General features: G+C 71.4%; 17 protein-coding genes and 1 pseudogene. 15 read left to right on the forward strand and 3 right to left on the reverse strand.

What is annotated here, in order from left to right:
• Both RBH18_RS00005 and RBH18_RS00010 read right to left on the reverse strand, forming a co-directional pair.
• Positions 1-545 (reverse strand): annotated as a pseudogene (locus RBH18_RS00005) (hypothetical protein); the annotation flags it as partial.
• A gap of 24 nt (positions 546-569) precedes the next feature.
• Positions 570-2,075 carry a GGDEF domain-containing protein gene (locus RBH18_RS00010; protein ID WP_306203692.1) on the reverse strand — a complete coding sequence of 502 codons (1,506 nt, stop codon included), beginning with the start codon at positions 2,073-2,075 and terminating at the stop codon, positions 570-572.
• Between the two features lie 112 nt (positions 2,076-2,187).
• Here RBH18_RS00010 and prmC point away from each other — a divergent pair, with 112 nt between their 5' ends.
• The 4 genes from prmC to RBH18_RS00030 are packed head-to-tail and all read left to right on the forward strand — an operon-like array spanning position 2,188 to position 5,311.
• Positions 2,188-3,072: a peptide chain release factor N(5)-glutamine methyltransferase gene (gene prmC / locus RBH18_RS00015; protein WP_372338806.1), complete on the forward strand. Its 885-nt coding sequence runs from the start codon at positions 2,188-2,190 to the stop codon at positions 3,070-3,072.
• Positions 3,072-3,716, forward strand: coding sequence for an L-threonylcarbamoyladenylate synthase (locus RBH18_RS00020; RefSeq protein ID WP_306203850.1), 645 nt, complete (start codon positions 3,072-3,074; stop codon positions 3,714-3,716). Before prmC ends, RBH18_RS00020 begins: the two co-directional genes overlap by 1 nt.
• Before the next feature lies 1 nt (position 3,717).
• Positions 3,718-4,341, forward strand: a complete 624-nt coding sequence (locus tag RBH18_RS00025) for an arsenate reductase/protein-tyrosine-phosphatase family protein (protein ID WP_306203693.1) — start codon at positions 3,718-3,720, stop codon at positions 4,339-4,341.
• 40 nt (positions 4,342-4,381) lie between these two features.
• The gene (locus RBH18_RS00030; RefSeq protein WP_306203694.1) at positions 4,382-5,311 is read left to right on the forward strand and encodes an L-threonylcarbamoyladenylate synthase; all 930 of its coding nucleotides are present in this window, start codon (positions 4,382-4,384) and stop codon (positions 5,309-5,311) included.
• On the opposite strand, the gene RBH18_RS00035 is transcribed toward RBH18_RS00030, so the two are convergent.
• Entirely contained in the window at positions 5,235-6,752 is a 1,518-nt protein-coding gene (locus tag RBH18_RS00035; protein WP_306203695.1) for an SDR family oxidoreductase, read from the reverse strand. The genes RBH18_RS00030 and RBH18_RS00035 overlap by 77 nt on opposite strands.
• A gap of 71 nt (positions 6,753-6,823) precedes the next feature.
• Here RBH18_RS00035 and RBH18_RS00040 point away from each other — a divergent pair, with 71 nt between their 5' ends.
• The 11 genes from RBH18_RS00040 (at position 6,824) to RBH18_RS00090 (ending at position 17,039) form a co-directional block, all read left to right on the forward strand.
• Entirely contained in the window at positions 6,824-8,104 is a 1,281-nt protein-coding gene (locus RBH18_RS00040; protein WP_306203696.1) for a serine hydroxymethyltransferase, read from the forward strand.
• Positions 8,105-8,116: 12 nt separating this feature from the next.
• A complete protein-coding gene (locus RBH18_RS00045; RefSeq protein WP_306203697.1) occupies positions 8,117-8,584 on the forward strand; it encodes a hypothetical protein in 468 nt (155 codons plus the stop codon).
• A gap of 210 nt (positions 8,585-8,794) precedes the next feature.
• A complete protein-coding gene (locus RBH18_RS00050; RefSeq protein ID WP_306203851.1) occupies positions 8,795-9,028 on the forward strand; it encodes an AtpZ/AtpI family protein in 234 nt (77 codons plus the stop codon).
• A gap of 15 nt (positions 9,029-9,043) precedes the next feature.
• The gene (gene atpB / locus RBH18_RS00055) at positions 9,044-9,832 is read left to right on the forward strand and encodes a F0F1 ATP synthase subunit A (RefSeq protein WP_306203699.1); all 789 of its coding nucleotides are present in this window, start codon (positions 9,044-9,046) and stop codon (positions 9,830-9,832) included.
• A gap of 73 nt (positions 9,833-9,905) precedes the next feature.
• Entirely contained in the window at positions 9,906-10,139 is a 234-nt protein-coding gene (locus RBH18_RS00060; protein WP_305789548.1) for an ATP synthase F0 subunit C, read from the forward strand.
• A 38-nt stretch (positions 10,140-10,177) separates the two neighbouring features.
• Complete coding sequence (locus tag RBH18_RS00065) at positions 10,178-10,723, forward strand: F0F1 ATP synthase subunit B (protein ID WP_306203853.1); 546 nt, start codon at positions 10,178-10,180, stop codon at positions 10,721-10,723.
• The gene (locus RBH18_RS00070; protein ID WP_306203854.1) at positions 10,720-11,541 is read left to right on the forward strand and encodes a F0F1 ATP synthase subunit delta; all 822 of its coding nucleotides are present in this window, start codon (positions 10,720-10,722) and stop codon (positions 11,539-11,541) included. Before RBH18_RS00065 ends, RBH18_RS00070 begins: the two co-directional genes overlap by 4 nt.
• Positions 11,542-11,623: 82 nt before the next feature.
• The gene (atpA, locus tag RBH18_RS00075) at positions 11,624-13,270 is read left to right on the forward strand and encodes a F0F1 ATP synthase subunit alpha (RefSeq protein WP_306203700.1); all 1,647 of its coding nucleotides are present in this window, start codon (positions 11,624-11,626) and stop codon (positions 13,268-13,270) included.
• Positions 13,271-13,273: 3 nt separating this feature from the next.
• Entirely contained in the window at positions 13,274-14,203 is a 930-nt protein-coding gene (locus RBH18_RS00080) for a F0F1 ATP synthase subunit gamma (RefSeq protein WP_306203701.1), read from the forward strand.
• Positions 14,203-15,645, forward strand: a complete 1,443-nt coding sequence (gene atpD / locus RBH18_RS00085; RefSeq protein ID WP_372338807.1) for a F0F1 ATP synthase subunit beta — start codon at positions 14,203-14,205, stop codon at positions 15,643-15,645. The genes RBH18_RS00080 and atpD overlap by 1 nt, the downstream gene beginning before the upstream one ends.
• Before the next feature lie 260 nt (positions 15,646-15,905).
• Positions 15,906-17,039: an LCP family protein gene (locus RBH18_RS00090; protein WP_372338808.1), complete on the forward strand. Its 1,134-nt coding sequence runs from the start codon at positions 15,906-15,908 to the stop codon at positions 17,037-17,039.
• Positions 17,040-17,106: the final 67 nt, after the last annotated feature.

Genomic DNA, 17,106 nt, shown 5'->3' on the forward strand with positions numbered 1-17,106 from the left:
CGCACCATCCGGAAGCCGCGCGCCCCGCCGATCTCGTCGGACCAGTCGGTCAGCAGGACGTGGCCGGCGACGAGGCCGGAATTCTGGCCGGGCCGGCGCCACAGCGTGCGGCCCGTGGCCGGATCGACCGCGCTGGTCTCGTTGATCAGCGAGGTCGCGCTCTGGTCGGGGACCGACCAGGAGACCAGCAGCAGGTCCGGGGTCACGACGGCCGGCCACAGCCCGCCGTCCGGCGCGCGCAGGGTCCAGCGGGGGGTGCCCGACCGGAGGTCGTAGGCCGTCAGCTCGGTGTCGGACAGCAGCACGAGGACCGTGTCGCCGGAGAGCAGGAAGGTGTTGCCGTCGTTGCGGTAGGGGATGCTCCAGAGCGTGCGGATCGGCTCCCCGCCCGGCGGGATCGAGGCGGTGACCCCGAGCAGGCAGCCGAGTGCGACCAGGGCCGCCAGGATCGTCCGCAGCTCGCCGCGCGGCAGGCCGGTGCGCCGGCGCGGCGGAGGCTCCTCCTCGTCGTCGCCGGTGATCAGTCCCAGCTCGATGACCGCCACGGCGAGAGCTTAGGACCGTTCCGGTCAGGCCGGGGTCCGGTTGGCGGCGGCCGCGGCCAGCGCCACGCTCAGATTGCGCTGATCGGGACCCACCTCGGCCCAGCCGGCCGCGAGCCCGATCGGGGTGCCGGGCACGAGCACCTGCCAGTTCTCCCCGGCGGCCGCGGCGCTGATCCGGCGGGACACCTCGAGGGCCTGGGTCGGCCCGGCGCCGGGCAGCACCACCACGAACTCGTCGCCGGCGAAGCGGGCCACGAAGTCGCCGCGGCGCATCACCCTGTTCAGCACGCCGGCGATGCGCTGCAGCACCAGGTCTCCGCAGTGCCGGCCGTGGCGGGCGTTGACCGCGGTGAAGCCGATCAGGTCGCACACCCCGATGGCGGCGCGCTCGCCGCGGGCCAGCATCGCGGACACGTAGCGCTCGAGCTGGCGGCGGTTGGGCAGGCCGGTGAGCGGGTCGGTGAGCGTCTCGTCGCCGTAGCGCCCCGGATCGCGGTGGGTCTCCTGCGCGTCCAGGCGGGCGGCCACCCCGTCGAGATAGCCCTCGCGCAGGCGGTCGATGCGCTGGGCGGCGAGGCGGAAGGCGTACCGGTCGGCGGCGTGGGCGGCCTCGTGCTCGCCCGCCACCGCGTAGCAGATGCTGCGCAGCCGGGCGGGCTCGGCCGGGCCGAGGATCTCCGGCGACACCGGCACGGCGTCCAGCTTGCGCAGCGCCCGCTGGGGCCGGCCGGCCGCGATGTCGAGGCAGACGCTGCCCAGGTGCCGCAGGTCGCGCGAGCGCACGCTGTCGCCGCCCGCGTTGAGCAGCGGGAAGACGTCGGTGTCCGTGCTCTCGCCCAGGGCCGCCCGCCGCGCGAGGGCGTAGCCGAAGACGGGGAACGTGCTGGGCCGCAGGCGCGAGTCGGCGCCCGTCGCGACGTACCGGGTCAGCTCGGCGTCGATGTCGCGCAGCACCCGCAGGCAGCCGTCGGTGTCGCCCTGGTGGTCGAGGGCGACCGCGTTGCGCAGCCGGATGCCGGGCGCGGCGAAGAGCTCCGGCGTCATCCCGGCCGCGGCGCCGACCTGGCGGGCCTGCTCGATGGCGGTCAGCGCGTGCCCGTGAAAGCCCAGGTACGAGTACGCCATGGCCAGGTCGTGCCAGCCCCACGCGGTCTCGGTGTCGCCGTCGGGCACCGCCGCCAGCGCCCGCGACGCCTGGACCAGGTGCGTGACGCCGCGGTCGAGCGCGCTCTGCAGGTGGGCGCCGAGCGCGGCGAACGCGTGCATCTGACCCCGCAGGTAGGGGTCCATGGTCTCGTGCACGGCGTTGGACGCCAGCGTCATGGCGGACGCGAACTCCGCGACGCGGCCCAGGTTGATGAGCGCGCCGAACCGCTGGACGAGCGCGTAGGCCCGGGTGAGCGGGTCGGTGGTGGCCTCGAGGACCTTGTCGAGGATGGGCAGCGCCTCCGCCGAGCGGCCGCCCTGCTGGAGCTCGCCGGCCCGGCGCAGGTCGTCGACGCTGTCGGGAAGCTGGTCCAACCAGGTCATGAGACCGCCACGGCCATTCAGGCCCCTCCTGCCGACGCGGGTCACCGCACCCCCGGCCCACCACGACGACCCGGCAGGCCGCCGCCGCGAGACGGCGTTCCATGATTATGCCGTGACAGACGCGCATGAACACCCCTCGGATCCCGCCGACCGCACGCGGCTCGCCCCCGTGCTGGTCGCGGCGGCGAAGGAACTCGCCGCCGCGGGGGTCGCGTCCCCGAGAGTGGACGCCGAGCTCCTCGCCGCCCACGTGCTGGGCGTCGGCCGGGGGCGGCTCATGCTGATCGACGCCGTGCGGGCGGACGAGGCGAGCCGGCTGCGGGAGCTCGTCGCGCGGCGGGCGGAACGCGTCCCGCTGCAGCACCTGCTCGGCACGGCCGCGTTCCGGCATCGGGAACTGGCGGTCGGCGACGGGGTGTTCGTGCCGCGGCCCGAGACCGAGCTGCTGGCCGGCTGGGGCATCGAGCACACCGCCCCCGGCGCGACGGTCGTCGACCTGTGCAGCGGCAGCGGGGCGATCGCGCTGTCGGTGGCGGACGAGGCGGAGCCCGGGCTGGTCGTCGCGGTGGAACGGTCGGCGGACGCGCTGGGCTTCCTGCGGCGCAATGCCGCGACGTTCCCGTCCGTACGCGTGGAGCCCGGCGACGTCACGGACCCCGGCCTGCTTGCGGGGCTGCGCGGCCGGGTGGACGTGGTGCTGTGCAACCCGCCGTACGTGCCGGACGGGACGCCCGTACCTCCGGAAGTGGCCGACCACGACCCGGCGGAAGCGGTGTTCGGGGGTGCCGACGGCCTGGGCGTGATCCGGCCGGTGATCCGGCTCGCCGCCGCGCTGCTGCGCCCGGGCGGCGTGGTGGGCATCGAGCACGACGACGTGCACGGTTCCGCCGTCCCGGACCTGCTGCGGGCGGACGGGCGCTTCACCGAGGTGACCGCGCATCTCGACCTGACCGGCCGCCCTCGATTCGCGACTGCCGTGGCAGACTGCATCTCGTGATGCTCTACGACTGCCGGTCCGTGGCAGAGCGCGATCGCGGCGTGGCCGCAGCCGTCGAGGCGGTCAAGAGCGGCGAGCTCGTCGTCATGCCGACCGACACCGTCTACGGCGTGGGTGCCGACGCCTTCACCGCGCACGCCGTCTCCGCGCTGCAGACGGCCCGCGGCGTCGACCGCCGGGTGCCGCCGCCGGTGCTCGTCGGCTCCCGCCACACCCTCGACGGCCTGGTCTACTCGCTGCCCAAGGCGGCTCGGGAGCTGGCCGACGCGTTCTGGCCCGGCGCCCTGACCATCTACGTCGAGCACTCGCCGAGCCTGCAGTGGGACCTGGGCGAGACCGGCGGGCAGGTGGCCGTGCGGATGCCGCTGCACCCGGTCGCGCTCGAGGTGCTGCGCGAGGTCGGCCCGATGGCCGTGACGTCGGCCAACAAGGCCGGGCAGCCCGCGCCGCGCACCGCCGAGGAGGCGCGCGACCAGCTGGAGTATGCGGTCCGCATCTACCTGGAGGCCGGCGAGGCGCACGACCCGGCGCCCAGCACGATCGTCGACGTGACCGGCGACGTGCCGCAGCTGCTGCGCGCCGGGGCGATCCCGCTGGAGAAGCTGCGCGACGTCGTGCCGGACATCGTGGCCGCGGGGTCCTGACATGGCGTTCACCGTGCTGCACGTGTGCATGGGCAACATCTGCCGCTCGCCCATGGCGGAGCGGCTCCTCGTGCTCGCGGCGGAGCAGCGCCTCGCCAAGCTGGCCCCCGACGCCCGGATCGGCGAGCTGCTGGTCAGCCGCAGCGCCGGCACGGGCGGCTGGCACGAGGGCGAGGAGATGAACCCGCCCGCGGCCCGGCAGATCCGGCTGCGCGGGGGCAGCCCCGACGGCTTCGCCGCCCGCAAGCTCACCGGCGCCCAGCTGGCCGAGGCCGATCTGGTCCTCACGGCCACCGCCGACCAGGCCGACTACGTGCACTCGCTCGTGCCGGACGCCACCGGCCGCACGTTCGTGCTGACCCACTTCGCGCGGCTGCTGCGCGAGCTCGACGCGTCGGCGCTGCCGCCGGCCGGGCTCGACGAGCGGACCTTCGGCGTCCGGGCGGCCGCGGTGGTCGCCGCCGCGGACCAGCAGCGTGGCGACGACGAGCCCACCCCCGGCGACGATCTCGACGACCCGTGGGGACGCGGCGACCAGACCTTCCAGCGCGTCGCGGACGACATCGACGAGTCGGTCTACGCCGTGGTCGACGCGCTGCTGCCGGGAGCGCCGAGGTCCGCGTGATCGTCCGTCCTTTCCACCGTCGGCGAGCCGGCAGGCTGCCGTGATCGTTCTTCCCGACGCCGACGGGCTGCGCCGGGCTGCCGAGCTGCTGCGCGCCGGCTCGGTGGTCGCCTTCCCCACCGAGACCGTGTACGGCCTGGGTGCCGACGCCTTCTCCGCCGCCGCCGTGGCGGAGATCTACCGCCTGAAGAACCGTCCCTCGTGGAACCCGCTCATCGTGCACGTCGCCGACGTCGCCGCCGCCCGATCGCTTGCCGCCTCCTGGCCCGCCGTGGCCGACGAGCTCGCCGCGCGCTTCTGGCCCGGACCGCTGACGCTCGTGGTCCGCAGGGCCGGGCATTTGCCCGAGGTCGGCGCAAAAACCGGTGGCACGATCGCCATCCGGATCCCCGCCCATGAGGTGGCGCTGGGTCTCCTGACAACCGCCGGGATCCCGCTGGCCGCTCCGAGCGCGAACAAGTCGGAGAGCATCTCGCCGACGACGGCCGAGCACGTCATGCGCAGCCTGCCGGATGTGCCGCTCGTGCTGGACGGAGGACCGGCGTCGTGGGGCATCGAGTCGACCGTGGTGGACCTCACCGGCCCGGTGCCGCGGCTGCTGCGGCCGGGCGCCCTGCCGCTGCGGGACATTCGCGATATAACGGGCAAGCTGGCGCTGCCCGACGAGGTGGCCGACGGGTCGGCCCGGCCTTCACCCGGGATGAGCAAGCGGCACTACGCGCCGCGTGCGCGGCTGGTGCTCGCATCCGACATTTCAGAAATTCCGGATGGCGCCGGGGCGCTGACCTACGTCGACCTCCCGGGGGCGGAGGTGCTCAGCTCCGATCCCCGGGAGTATGCCGCCGATCTCTACGCCGCGCTGCACCGGCTGGACGATCGCGGGGTCGCCACGATCATCGTGCAGGCGCCGCCGGAGACGGAGGAGTGGCTCGCCGTCCGGGATCGGCTGTCCCGGGCGGCGGCTTCCTAGCGGCCTGCCGGGCGATGTTGCGGGCCATGCCCTTGAAGATGAACGCGTGGAAGGGCACGACACTCGCCCAGTAGGCGTGCCCGCCCAGGCCGCGGGGCACGAAGAGCGCCCGCTGGCGGTAGACGCTCGTGCCGTCCGGCCCCGGTTCGGCGTACATGTCGAGCCAGGCGCGGCCCGGGACCTTCATCTCCGCGCGCAACCGCAGCAGCTCGCCCGGCTGGATCTCCTCGACCCGCCACCAGTCGAGCGCCTCGCCGACGTAGAGGTGGTCCCGGTCGCGCCGGCCGCGGCGCAGCCCGACGCCGCCCACCAGGCGGTCCAGCCAGCCCCGGACCGACCAGGCGAGCGGGAACGAGTACCAGCCGTTCTCCCCGCCGACCCCCTCGATGACCCGCCACAGCGCGGCCACCGGGGCGTCCACCTCGATGCAGCGCTCGTCCTTGTAGATCGTGCCGCCGGACCAGCCCGGGTCGCTCGGCAGCGGCTCGGCGTCCGCGTCCCGGCCCGAGGCGTTGGACCAGCGGGTCTCCACGTCGGCGTCGCGGATCTTGGCGAGGGCCAGCCGGACCGACTCGTCGAAGCCGACCGGGTGCTCGCCGGGCACGTACTCGGCGATGTCGTGCTCGTGCGCCACGGCCTCGTGGATCAGGCTGCCCACGAGCGGGCGCGCGATGCTGTTGGGCACCGGGGTGATCGCGCCGACCCAGTGCGCCGAGAGCCACGGGCTCAGCGGGCGGAGCGGGACGATGACGCGGCGGCGGAGGCCGGCCACGCGGGCGTACCGCTGCATCATCTCGGCGTAGGTCAGCACGTCCGGCCCGCCGATGTCGAAGCCGCGGTTGACCTCCGGCGGCAGCCCGGCCGCGGCGACGAGGTAGCGGAGCACGTCGCGGACGGCGATGGGCTGGATGCGGTTGCGTACCCACCGCGGGGTGACCATGATCGGCAGCCGCTCGGTCAGGTGGCGCAGCATCTCGAACGACGCCGAGCCCGAGCCGATGATCACCGGGGCGCGCAGCACGACGGTCGGCACTCCGCTGCCGAGCAGAATGCGGCCGACCTCGGCGCGGGAGCGCAGGTGGGCGGACGGCTTCTTGCGCTCGGGCACCTCCGGGCCGCCGAGGTAGACGATCCGTCCGACCTTCTCCTCGCGGGCGATGCGGGCGAAGTTGCCGGCCGCCTCGCGGTCCCGGCGCTCGAAGTCGCGCATCCCCAGCGAGTGGACCAGGAAGTAGGCGGCGTCCACGCCGCTCAACGCGGGGCGCAGCGACTCGGCGTCGGTCAGATCGCCCTCGACGATCTCCACCTGCTTCGCCCACGGGACGTCCCGGAGCCGCGCCGCGCTGCGGGACAGGGCGCGCACCTCGTGACCGGCCGCGAGCAGGCGAGGGACGAGGCGGCCACCGATGTAGCCCGTGGCGCCGGTGACGAGGATTCGCATAACTCCCACTGTGCCCGTGTGCCCGGGACATATGCTTCTCACCAGCGGCAACGCCGGCTTGAGGGAGTGCGATGGACACGGTCTGGGGTCCGGACTTCGCCGCGCTGCGCCGCGAGGATCCGGAGATCGCCGAGGTGGTGCTGGGCGAGCGGGACCGGCAGAACGCCGCCCTCCAGCTGATCGCCAGCGAGAACTTCACGTCGCCGGCCGTGCTCGCCGCGCTCGGGTCGACGCTCACCAACAAGTACGCCGAGGGCTATCCGGGCGCGCGCTACTACGGCGGGTGCTCGTGGGTCGACCGTGCCGAGGAACTGGCGATCCGGCGGGCGCAGGAGGTGTTCGGGGCCGCCCACGTCAACGTGCAGCCGCACTCCGGCTCGGCGGCGAACATGGCCGCCTACGCCGCGCTCGTGCAGCCCGGCGACACCGTCCTGGCCATGGACCTGCCGCACGGGGGCCACCTGACGCACGGCAGCAAGGCCAACTTCTCCGGCAAGTGGTTCCCGACCGTCGGCTACCGGGTGCGGCCCGACACCGAGCTGATCGACTACGACGAGGTGCGTGACCTCGCTCTCGCGCACCGGCCGAGCCTGATCCTGTGCGGGGCGACGGCGTACCCGCGGCTCATCGACTACCAGGCGTTCCGGGACGTGGCCGACGAGGTGGGCGCGTACCTGATGGTGGACGCGGCGCACTTCGCCGGGCTGGTCGCCGGGCGCGCGGTGCCGTCGCCGGTGGCGTACGCGGACGTGGTGACCATGACCACCCACAAGACCTTGCGCGGGCCGCGGGGCGGCCTGATCCTGTGCCGCGCCGAGCTGGCCGCGCGGATCGACAAGGCGGTCTTCCCCTTCACCCAGGGCGGCCCGATGATGCACGTCGTCGCGGCCAAGGCGGTGGCCCTGCTGGAGGCCTCGACCCCCGGCTTCCAGGGGTACGCCCACCAGGTCGTCCGCAACAGCCAGGCGCTCGCGGCCGGGCTCGCCGCCGAGGGCCTGCGCCCCGTGACCGGCGGGACCGACACCCACCTCGTCCTCGCCGACCTGCGCGACCTCGGCATGAGCGGGCGGGAGGCCGAGCAGCGGTGCGCGCGGGCCGGGATCGAGGTCACCAAGAACGCCGTCCCGTACGACCCGGAGCCGCCCGCCGTCGCGTCGGGGATCCGGGTCGGGACGCCCGCGGTGACGACGCAGGGGATGCGCGAGGGGGAGATGCGCGAGATCGCCGGGCTGATCGCCGCCGCGGTGCGCGGGGAGCCGGTCGCCGCCGCGGTGTCGGAGTTGGTGCGGCGCTATCCCGCGTACGCGGGCGCGGGCGCCGGGGCCCTGGCGGGTACGCTCGGTAGCCCCTAGGAAAGGCACGCTGTGAGCAGCGCGAGTGAGGTTCCCCCTGAGTTTCTGCGCGAGGAAGACGACGGTCCGCTGCCGGAGCTGCCGCCGCTGCCGGCCGACCCGCGCTGGAAGGTCGAGCACCTCCCGCTGCTGAGCGCCTTCTCGTTCGCGCTGCTCATGTGCGCCGCCTCGGTGGGCTTCCTCGTGTCGGGGCCGGACGCCGCGCTGGGCGCCGCCGCGGGCGTCCTGATCGTGACGGTCAGCTACACGATGTCGACGCTCGTGCTGGCGTGGGCCGACACCGTCCGCCCGGCGCTCCTGATGCCGCTGGGGATGGTCACTTACGTGGTGAAGTACTCGTTGCTCGGCGTCATCCTGGCTTTTGTGGTCTCCTCGGAGTGGGCCGGTCGGACCTCGCTCGGCCTGGGAGTCGTGGCGGGCGTGACGGGATGGACCGCCGTGCAGATCTGGTGGGTGGCGCGCACGACGCGCCGACAGTGATCTTGACCACCGGTGTTCCCCCTGGTCAGCGCACCGTTCGTGCGGGTTCGTCCCCGAAACGGTGACGGCAACCCGGCAATGGTGTCCGGTTAATGCGGAGGGGGAGTACGGTGTCTCTTCAGTTGCGAGACCCCTGACGCCTGGACAACTGCGGTTGTGCGGGGGGTCCCGCTTAGCTTCGTGTTTCCGACTGATATCTTTCTTGCCGTCATGGCCGGTCAGAAACCTCCCCACGATTCCCACGGTGACGACGATCCAGCTCCGCCCGACACGGGCATGGGGATGACGGCAGTCGCCTACCTCATTTCGGGCATGTTGGTCTGGGGCGGGATCGGCTGGCTGGTCGACCACTGGGTTGGTACCAGGGGCATCTTCGCCGGCATCGGCGCCGTCCTCGGTATGGCCGGTGGCGTCTACCTCATCGTGCGCCGGCTCGGCGCCTGACAGGAAAGGGCTACGGTGACTGGTTCGTCGACGGTCCTCGCAGCGGAGTTCCCGCCCAGCGTCGAGGACTTCTACCTGCCCAGCATCCTGCCGTGGAACGCGCACGACTCCTACTGGTTCACCAAGGTCACCGCGCTGGTCTGGGTGGCCGCGGCGATCATCATCATCTTCTTCCTCGTCTCCTACCGGAAGCCGCAGCTGGTTCCGACCAAGAAGCAGTGGCTGGCGGAGAGCGCGTACGGCTTCGTGCGCAACAACATCGCGGTCGAGATGATCGGGCCGCGTGGCGTCGCCTTCGCGCCCTACCTGACGACGCTGTTCGCGTTCGTCCTGGTCAACAACTTCTTCGGCATCGTGCCGCTGATCCAGATCTCGCCGAACTCGCACATCGCGTTCCCGGCGATCCTCGCGGTCATCAGCTACGTCATGTTCATCGCGGTCGGCATCCGGCACCACGGCTTCTTCAAGTACTTCAAGAACGCCCTGATCCCGCCGGCGCCGTGGTTCATCCTGCCGCTGCTGATCCCGATCGAGTTCTTCTCGAACTTCCTGGTGCGGCCCTTCTCGCTCGCCGTGCGTCTGTTCGCCAACATGTTCGCCGGCCACATGCTGCTGCTGGTGTTCACGCTCGGCGGCTTCGCGATGATCAACGCGAACGCCTGGCTGGCCCCGGTGTCGGTCGTCTCGTGGGTCATGACGATCGCGCTGACCTTCCTCGAGTTCCTGGTCATCTGCCTGCAGGCGTACGTGTTCACGGTACTGACCGCGAGCTACGTCCAGGGCGCGCTCGCCGACGAGCACTGAGTTCCCGAGCTGTCTGGTAACACCCGTTGTCGTCCCGCGTGAACCTCACGCGAGATCTCAGGAGGAATCTGTAATGGACATCGTCGCCGCCGTTGAGGGCAGCACCGCCGCCATCGGTTACGGCCTTGCCGCGATCGGCCCCGGCATCGGCGTGGGCCTGGTCTTCTCGGCCTACATCCAGTCGACCGCCCGTCAGCCCGAGTCGTCGCGCCTGACCCTCCCGTACGTCTGGATCGGCTTCGCCGTCATCGAGGCGCTCGCGCTGCTGGGCATCGCCTTCGGCTTCATCTGGCAGGGCAACCTCTAAAGCCCTTCCCTCGCTAGGAGGTGCTCATGCTCAACTCTCTGACCCTGCTGGCCGCTGAGGCCGGCGAAGAGAGCACGCACAACCCGATCATCCCGATCTGGCAGGAGATCGTGGTCGGCACCGTGGCGTTCGCGCTGCTGTGCTTCGTGCTCATGAAGTTCGTCTTCCCGCAGATGGAGAAGACGTTCCGCGCTCGCGTGGACGCGATCGAGGGCGGGATCAAGCGGGCCGAGGCCGCTCAGGCCGAGGCCAACGAGCTGCTCGAGCAGTACCGCGCGCAGCTGGCCGAGGCTCGCACCGAGGCCGCCCGCATCCGGGACGAGGCGCGCGCCGACGCCGAGGGCATCCGTCAGGACGTCCTGGCCAAGGCCCGCGAGGAGTCGGACCGCATCATCAACGCCGGTCGCGAGCAGCTCGCGACCCAGCGCGAGAGCATCGTCCGGGAGCTGCGCTCCGAGGTCGGCACGCTCGCGGTGGACCTGGCGTCGAAGATCGTCGGGGAGTCCCTCGCCGACGAGGCCCGCAACCGGGGCACCGTGGACCGGTTCATCAACGAGCTCGGCGCCGGCACGGGCGGGCGCTGATGGCGACCGTCAACCGGGAGTCCTACGCCGCAGCCGCGGAGAAGCTGACCGCGGACACGCGGACGGTCACGGCCGCGCAGCTCGCCACCATCGCCGACGAAATCCTGGCGGTGGCCCGGCTGCTGCGCGGCGAGCCGCGGCTGCGGCGCGCGCTGACCGACTCCTCCCGCTCCGGCGAGCAGCGGTCCGGGCTCTTCCGGTCGCTGGTCTCCGGCAAGCTCAGCGTGATCACGGTGGACGCCGTGGCCACGCTCGTCTCGGGCCGGTTCTCGGCGCCGGGCGAGCTGCTGGACGCCACCGAGCGGCTGGGCGTGGACACGGTGCTGGCCGCGGCGGACCGCGACGGCAAGCTGGCCGAGCTCGAGGACGAGCTGTTCCGCTTCGGACAGGTCGTGTCGGGCAGCCCGCAGCTGGCGATCACGCTCAGTGACCCGTCGGCTCCGGCGGACCGCCGCGCTAAGCTGGTGGAGGACCTGCTCAAGGGCAAGTCGACGGCCGCCACGGTCCAGCTCGTCAAGATTGCGCTCGAGGGCTTCGGCGGCCGGGGCTTCGACGGCTCGCTCACCAAGCTCGTGGAGCTGACCGCCGCCAAGCGTGACCGCGAGGTCGCCTATGTGACGGTCGCCAAGCTCCTCGACGACGCCGAGGAGCAGCGGCTCGCCGCCAAGCTGGCCGAGATCTACGGCCGGCAGGTCTCGCTCAAGGTCGATGTGGACCCCGCCATCATCGGTGGCGTCAGCGTCCGGGTCGGCTCCGATCTCTACGACGGCACGATCCTGCGGCGGCTCAACGCGGCCCGGCAGGCGTTCGCCAAATAAGACATTTCCCCTCGGCGGCGGCGACGCCACCGAAAGCCCTCGGGCGCGGCGACCGCCCCGAGCCGACTAGAGAAGGCAGAGGATGGCCGAGCTGACCATCTCCTCGGACGAGATCCGGGGGGCGCTAGAGCGCTACGTCTCGTCCTACACGCCCGAGGTCTCCCGTGAGGAGGTCGGCATCGTCTCCGATGCGGGCGACGGGATCGCGCACGTCGAGGGCCTGCCCTCGACCCAGGCGAACGAGCTCCTCGAATTCGAGAACGGCACCCTCGGTGTCGCCCTGAACCTCGACGTCCGCGACATCGGCGTCGTGATCCTGGGCGAGTTCACCGGCATCGAGGAGGGCCAGCAGGTCAAGCGGACCGGCCGCGTCCTCTCCGTGCCGGTCGGCGACGCCTACCTGGGCCGCGTGGTCGACGCGCTGGGCAACCCGCTCGACGACCGGGGCGAGATCGCCAGCGAGGGCTTCCGCGAGCTCGAGCTGCAGGCGCCCAACGTCATGGCGCGCCAGCCGGTGAAGCAGCCGCTGCAGACGGGCATCAAGGCGATCGACGCCATGACCCCCATCGGCCGCGGCCAGCGCCAGCTGATCATCGGTGACCGCAAGACCGGCAAGTCGACGGTCGCGCTGGACACCATCATCAACCAGAAGGCGAACTGGGAGTCCGGCGACCCGGACAAGCAGGTGCGCTGCATCTACGTGGCGATCGGCCAGAAGGCCTCCACCATCGCCAGCATCCGCGGCACGCTCGAGGAGCAGGGCGCGCTGGAGTACACGACCATCGTGGCCTCCCCGGCGTCCGACCCGGCCGGCTTCAAGTACATCGCGCCGTACACCGGTTCCTCGATCGGTCAGCACTGGATGTACGCGGGCAAGCACGTCCTGATCGTCTTCGACGACCTGACGAAGCAGGCCGAGGCCTACCGCGCCGTGTCGCTGCTGCTGCGCCGCCCGCCGGGCCGTGAGGCGTACCCGGGTGACGTCTTCTACCTGCACAGCCGCCTGCTGGAGCGCTGCGCCAAGCTCTCCGACGAGCTGGGTGGCGGCTCGATGACCGGCCTGCCGATCATCGAGACCAAGGCCGGCGACATCTCGGCCTACATCCCGACCAACGTCATCTCGATCACCGACGGCCAGATCTTCCTCGAGGGCGACCTGTTCGCCTCGGGTGTGCGCCCGGCCATCAACGTCGGCACCTCGGTGTCGCGCGTCGGCGGTTCGGCGCAGGTCGGCGGCATGCGCCAGGTCTCCGGCCGCCTGCGCCTCGACCTCGCCCAGTTCCGTGAGCTGGAGGCCTTCTCGGCCTTCGCCTCCGACCTGGACCGGGCGTCGCGCGCCCAGCTGGAGAAGGGCGTCCGCCTGGTCGAGCTGCTCAAGCAGCCGCAGTACTCGCCGCTGAGCTCGGGCGAGCAGATCGTCGTCATCTGGGCCGGCACCACCGGCCAGCTCGACGACATCGAGGTCGGCGACGTGCGGCGCTTCGAGGGCGAGTTCCTCGACTGGTTCAAGCGCAACCGCAGCGACGCCTTCGCGACCATCTCCGCCGGTGGCAAGCTCTCCGACGAGACGGTCGACCTGCTGCAGAAGGCCGTCCAGGAGTTCAAGGGCCAGTTCAAGTCGGGTGCGACCGGCGGCGGCCTCAACGAGGCCCCGGCCGAGCCGCTCGAGGGCGACCAGCCCCGCGAGACCGTGACCCGCGAGGTCCGGTCCAACTCGGACGAGCGCTGATCCATGGCCGGTCAGGTACAGGCCCTCCGGCGGCGCATCCGCACCGTCCGGTCGACCAAGAAGATCGCCAAGGCTCAGGAGCTCGTCGCCACCAGCCGCATCGCCAAGGCGCAGGAGCGGGTCACCGCCTCCAAGCCGTACGCGGAGGCGATCACGCAGGTGCTGACCGCGCTCGCGTCCAACGCGTCGGTGGACAACCCCCTGCTGCAGCCGCGTGAGCGGGTGCGGCGGGCGGGTGTCCTGCTGATCACCAGCGACCGGGGCCTGGCCGGCGCCTACAACGCCAACGCCATCCGCACCGCCGAGCAGCTGCTGGCGCGGCTGCGCGAGGACGGCAAGGACGTGGCGCTGTACATCGTCGGCCGGAAGGGACTCGGTTACTACCGGTTCCGCAACCGGCCGGTGGCGGCCAGCTGGACGGGCTTCTCCGAGCGCCCGACGTTCGAGGACGCGCGCAAGATCGGCGAGTCCCTGCTGGAGGCGTTCGTCGCCGGCGCGGACGACACCGACAACAGCTACGGCCCGGACGGCATTCAGGGCGTGGACGAGCTGCACATCGTCAGCACCCAGTTCAAGTCGCTCATGACCCAGAGCCCGCAGGCGCGTTTCCTGGCGCCGATGCAGGTCGAGGAGAAGGAGCGCGAGCCGGGGCTGCGGGCGGCGTACGAGTTCGAGCCGGAGGCCGAGGAGTTGCTCGACGCGCTCCTGCCGAAGTACCTCAACACCCGGATCTACGCGGCGTTGCTCGACTCGGCGGCGAGCGAGTCGGCGTCGCGGCGCCGGGCGATGAAGAGCGCGTCGGACAACGCGGACGACCTGCTCAAGCGGTACACGCGCGAGATGAACTCCGCGCGGCAGGCTGCGATCACCCAGGAAATCAGTGAAATCGTCGGCGGCGTCGAGGCGCTGTCCGCAGCGGGAAGTGATGTGTGATGACTGCTGTAGCTGAGCCCACCAAGACGGAGACCGGCACCGGCCGCGTCGTCCGGGTCATCGGCCCGGTCGTCGACGCGGAGTTCCCCCGGGACGCCATGCCCGACATCTACAACGCGCTGCACGTCGAGGTGACCCTCTCCGAGGGCACCAAGACGCTGACCCTCGAGGTCGCCCAGCACCTCGGCGACAACGTGGTCCGCGCCATCTCGATGCAGCCGACCGACGGCCTCGTCCGGGGCGCCGAGGTCAGCGACACCGGCGCGCCGATCTCGGTGCCCGTCGGCGACGTGACCAAGGGCCACGTGTTCAACGCCCTGGGCGACGTGCTCAACGCCGACGCCTCGACGCTGGACATCCAGGAGCGCTGGCCGATCCACCGCAAGGCCCCGGCCTTCGCGGACCTCGAGCCGAAGACCGAGATGCTGGAGACCGGCATCAAGGTGATCGACCTGCTCGCGCCGTACGTGCGCGGTGGCAAGATCGGCCTGTTCGGCGGCGCGGGCGTGGGCAAGACGGTGCTCATCCAGGAGATGATCATCCGGGTGGCCCGCAACTTCGGTGGTACGTCGGTGTTCGCCGGCGTGGGTGAGCGCACCCGCGAGGGCAACGACCTCATCCTCGAGATGGACGAGGGTGGCGTGCTCGACAAGACCGCCCTGGTCTTCGGCCAGATGGACGAGCCGCCGGGCACCCGCCTGCGCGTCGCCCTGACCGCCCTGACCATGGCGGAGTACTTCCGGGACGTCCAGAACCAGGAGGTGCTGCTCTTCATCGACAACATCTTCCGGTTCACCCAGGCCGGTTCCGAGGTGTCGACGCTGCTCGGCCGCATGCCGTCGGCCGTGGGTTACCAGCCCACCCTGGCCGACGAGATGGGCCAGCTGCAGGAGCGCATCACCTCCGTCCGGGGCAAGGCCATCACCTCGCTCCAGGCGATCTACGTGCCCGCCGACGACTACACCGACCCGGCGCCGGCCACCACGTTCGCCCACCTGGACGCGACGACCAACCTCGAGCGGTCGATCTCCGACAAGGGCATCTACCCCGCCGTGGACCCGCTGGCCTCCAGCTCGCGGATCCTGGCGCCCGAGTACGTGGGCACCGAGCACTACGCGGTCGCCCGCGAGGTCCAGCGGATCCTCCAGAAGTACAAGGACCTGCAGGACATCATCGCCATCCTCGGCATGGACGAGCTCTCCGAGGAGGACAAGGTCACGGTGCAGCGGGCTCGCCGCATCGAGCGCTTCCTCTCGCAGAACACGTACGCCGCCGAGCAGTTCACCGGTGTCGCCGGCTCGACGGTCCCGCTGAAGGAGACCATCGAGGCGTTCAAGAAGATCGCCGAGGGTGAGTACGACCACTTCCCCGAGCAGGCGTTCTTCATGTGCGGTGGCCTCGAGGACCTCGAGCGCAACGCGCACGAGCTCATGAAGGGCTGACGCAGGTCAGTGCCGTGACGAGCCGCTCCGACTCCGGTCGGGGCGGCTCGTTTCTTTGTGCGGTCGGTACGGGCCCCGTCGCGCTCCGCGCCATCCCGTGTCCGCGCGGTGTTTTGTCCGTTTAATCACGAGTATCGCGGGTGCCCGGACGCGAAGAGTTCTTCGATGTTTCGGCTAATGTTGGCGCAGCCCGCAGACGGTCTCCGTCACCATGGACGCTTTGGTCGCGGGGGATCCCGGTGTCGACGGTTGGGGAGCGAGTGGCGACAAGCGGCAAGACGAAGTCCTGGCGACGGACGCCCCTGTGGGCGCGGCTGTGCGCGGTCTTCGGCTGTGTGCTCATGGTGATCAGCGGCGGCGCCCTGGTGGGCGGTCAGGCGCTCATGGCCCGTTACGCGGGGGCGGTCGAGACCACCGACCTGCTCGGCGGCACGGCGGCGGGCGCCACGACCAAGAAGGTCAGCGAGATCAAGGGCCCGCTCAACCTGCTGCTCGTCGGCATCGACCCGCGCTCCGACGACCAGCCGCCGCTCTCCGACTCGATCATCATCGTGCACGTCACGAAGTCGATGGAGGATGCGCAGCTCTTCTCGATCCCGCGTGACCTGCTGGTCGACATCCCGCCGTTCGAGAAGACCGGCTTCCGGGGCGGCCGCTCGAAGATCAACGCCGCCATGTCGCTGGGCAGCAGCGTCGGCAACGGCAAGCACGACGTCACGCAGGGCTTCGAGCTGCTCGCCAAGACGGTCAGCCAGCTCACCGGCATCAAGGAGTTCGACGCCGGCGCCATCATCAACTTCAACGGCTTCAAGAAGATCGTCGAGGCCATGGGCGGCGTCACGATGACGATCGACCAGGTCGTGAAGTCGGAGCACCTCCAGCCCAGCGGCAAGCCCCGCCCGCGTCGTCCCGAGTGCGCCGACAACAGCTGCGAGCACCCCTACATCGGGCCGCAGAAGACGTACAAGAAGGGCACCTACCACCTCGAGGCGTGGGAGGCCCTGGACTACGTCCGGCAGCGCTACGGCCTGCCCAACAGCGACTACGACCGGCAGCGCCACCAGCAGCAGTTCATCCGCGCCATCGCCGAGCAGGCGCTGAGCAAGGGCGTGGTGAGCAACCCGGTCAAGCTCGACTCGATCCTGCGCGCGGCGGGCGACGCGGTCATCTTCGACGGCGCCGGCCACGACATCGTCGACTGGGCGCTGGCCCTGCACACCCTCGACCCGGCCGCCATGGCCACCATCAAGCTGCCCGGCGGCTCGGTCTTCAACGGCGACGACTACCTCGGCGAGGGGCTGGCGGACTCGGCGGACGACTTCTTCGAGGCCGTCCAGAAGGACACCGTCACCACGTTCCTGCTGGACCACCCCGAGTTCCTCCAGGCCACCTAGCGGGCCCGCGGCGGCCGCAGCGCCGGGGCCCTCGGGCCGGCCGGCGGCCGACGAGTCCGTGAACACA

The organism is Actinoplanes oryzae (assembly GCF_030757795.1).
Classification (GTDB): Bacteria; Actinomycetota; Actinomycetes; order Mycobacteriales; family Micromonosporaceae; genus Actinoplanes.

Excerpts from the sequence above, each read along its gene's own strand:
- RBH18_RS00010 (WP_306203692.1), bottom strand. The coding sequence starts at position 2,075 with ATGACCTGGTTGGACCAGCTTCCCGACAGCGTCGACGACCTGCGCCGG.
- RBH18_RS00020 (WP_306203850.1), top strand. The coding sequence starts at position 3,072 with ATGCTCTACGACTGCCGGTCCGTGGCAGAGCGCGATCGCGGCGTGGCC.
- RBH18_RS00025 (WP_306203693.1), top strand. The coding sequence starts at position 3,718 with ATGGCGTTCACCGTGCTGCACGTGTGCATGGGCAACATCTGCCGCTCG.
- RBH18_RS00035 (WP_306203695.1), bottom strand. The coding sequence starts at position 6,752 with ATGCGAATCCTCGTCACCGGCGCCACGGGCTACATCGGTGGCCGCCTC.
- RBH18_RS00040 (WP_306203696.1), top strand. The coding sequence starts at position 6,824 with ATGGACACGGTCTGGGGTCCGGACTTCGCCGCGCTGCGCCGCGAGGAT.
- RBH18_RS00050 (WP_306203851.1), top strand. The coding sequence starts at position 8,795 with ATGGCCGGTCAGAAACCTCCCCACGATTCCCACGGTGACGACGATCCA.
- RBH18_RS00060 (WP_305789548.1), top strand. The coding sequence starts at position 9,906 with ATGGACATCGTCGCCGCCGTTGAGGGCAGCACCGCCGCCATCGGTTAC.
- atpA (WP_306203700.1), top strand. The coding sequence starts at position 11,624 with ATGGCCGAGCTGACCATCTCCTCGGACGAGATCCGGGGGGCGCTAGAG.
- RBH18_RS00080 (WP_306203701.1), top strand. The coding sequence starts at position 13,274 with ATGGCCGGTCAGGTACAGGCCCTCCGGCGGCGCATCCGCACCGTCCGG.
- atpD (WP_372338807.1), top strand. The coding sequence starts at position 14,203 with ATGACTGCTGTAGCTGAGCCCACCAAGACGGAGACCGGCACCGGCCGC.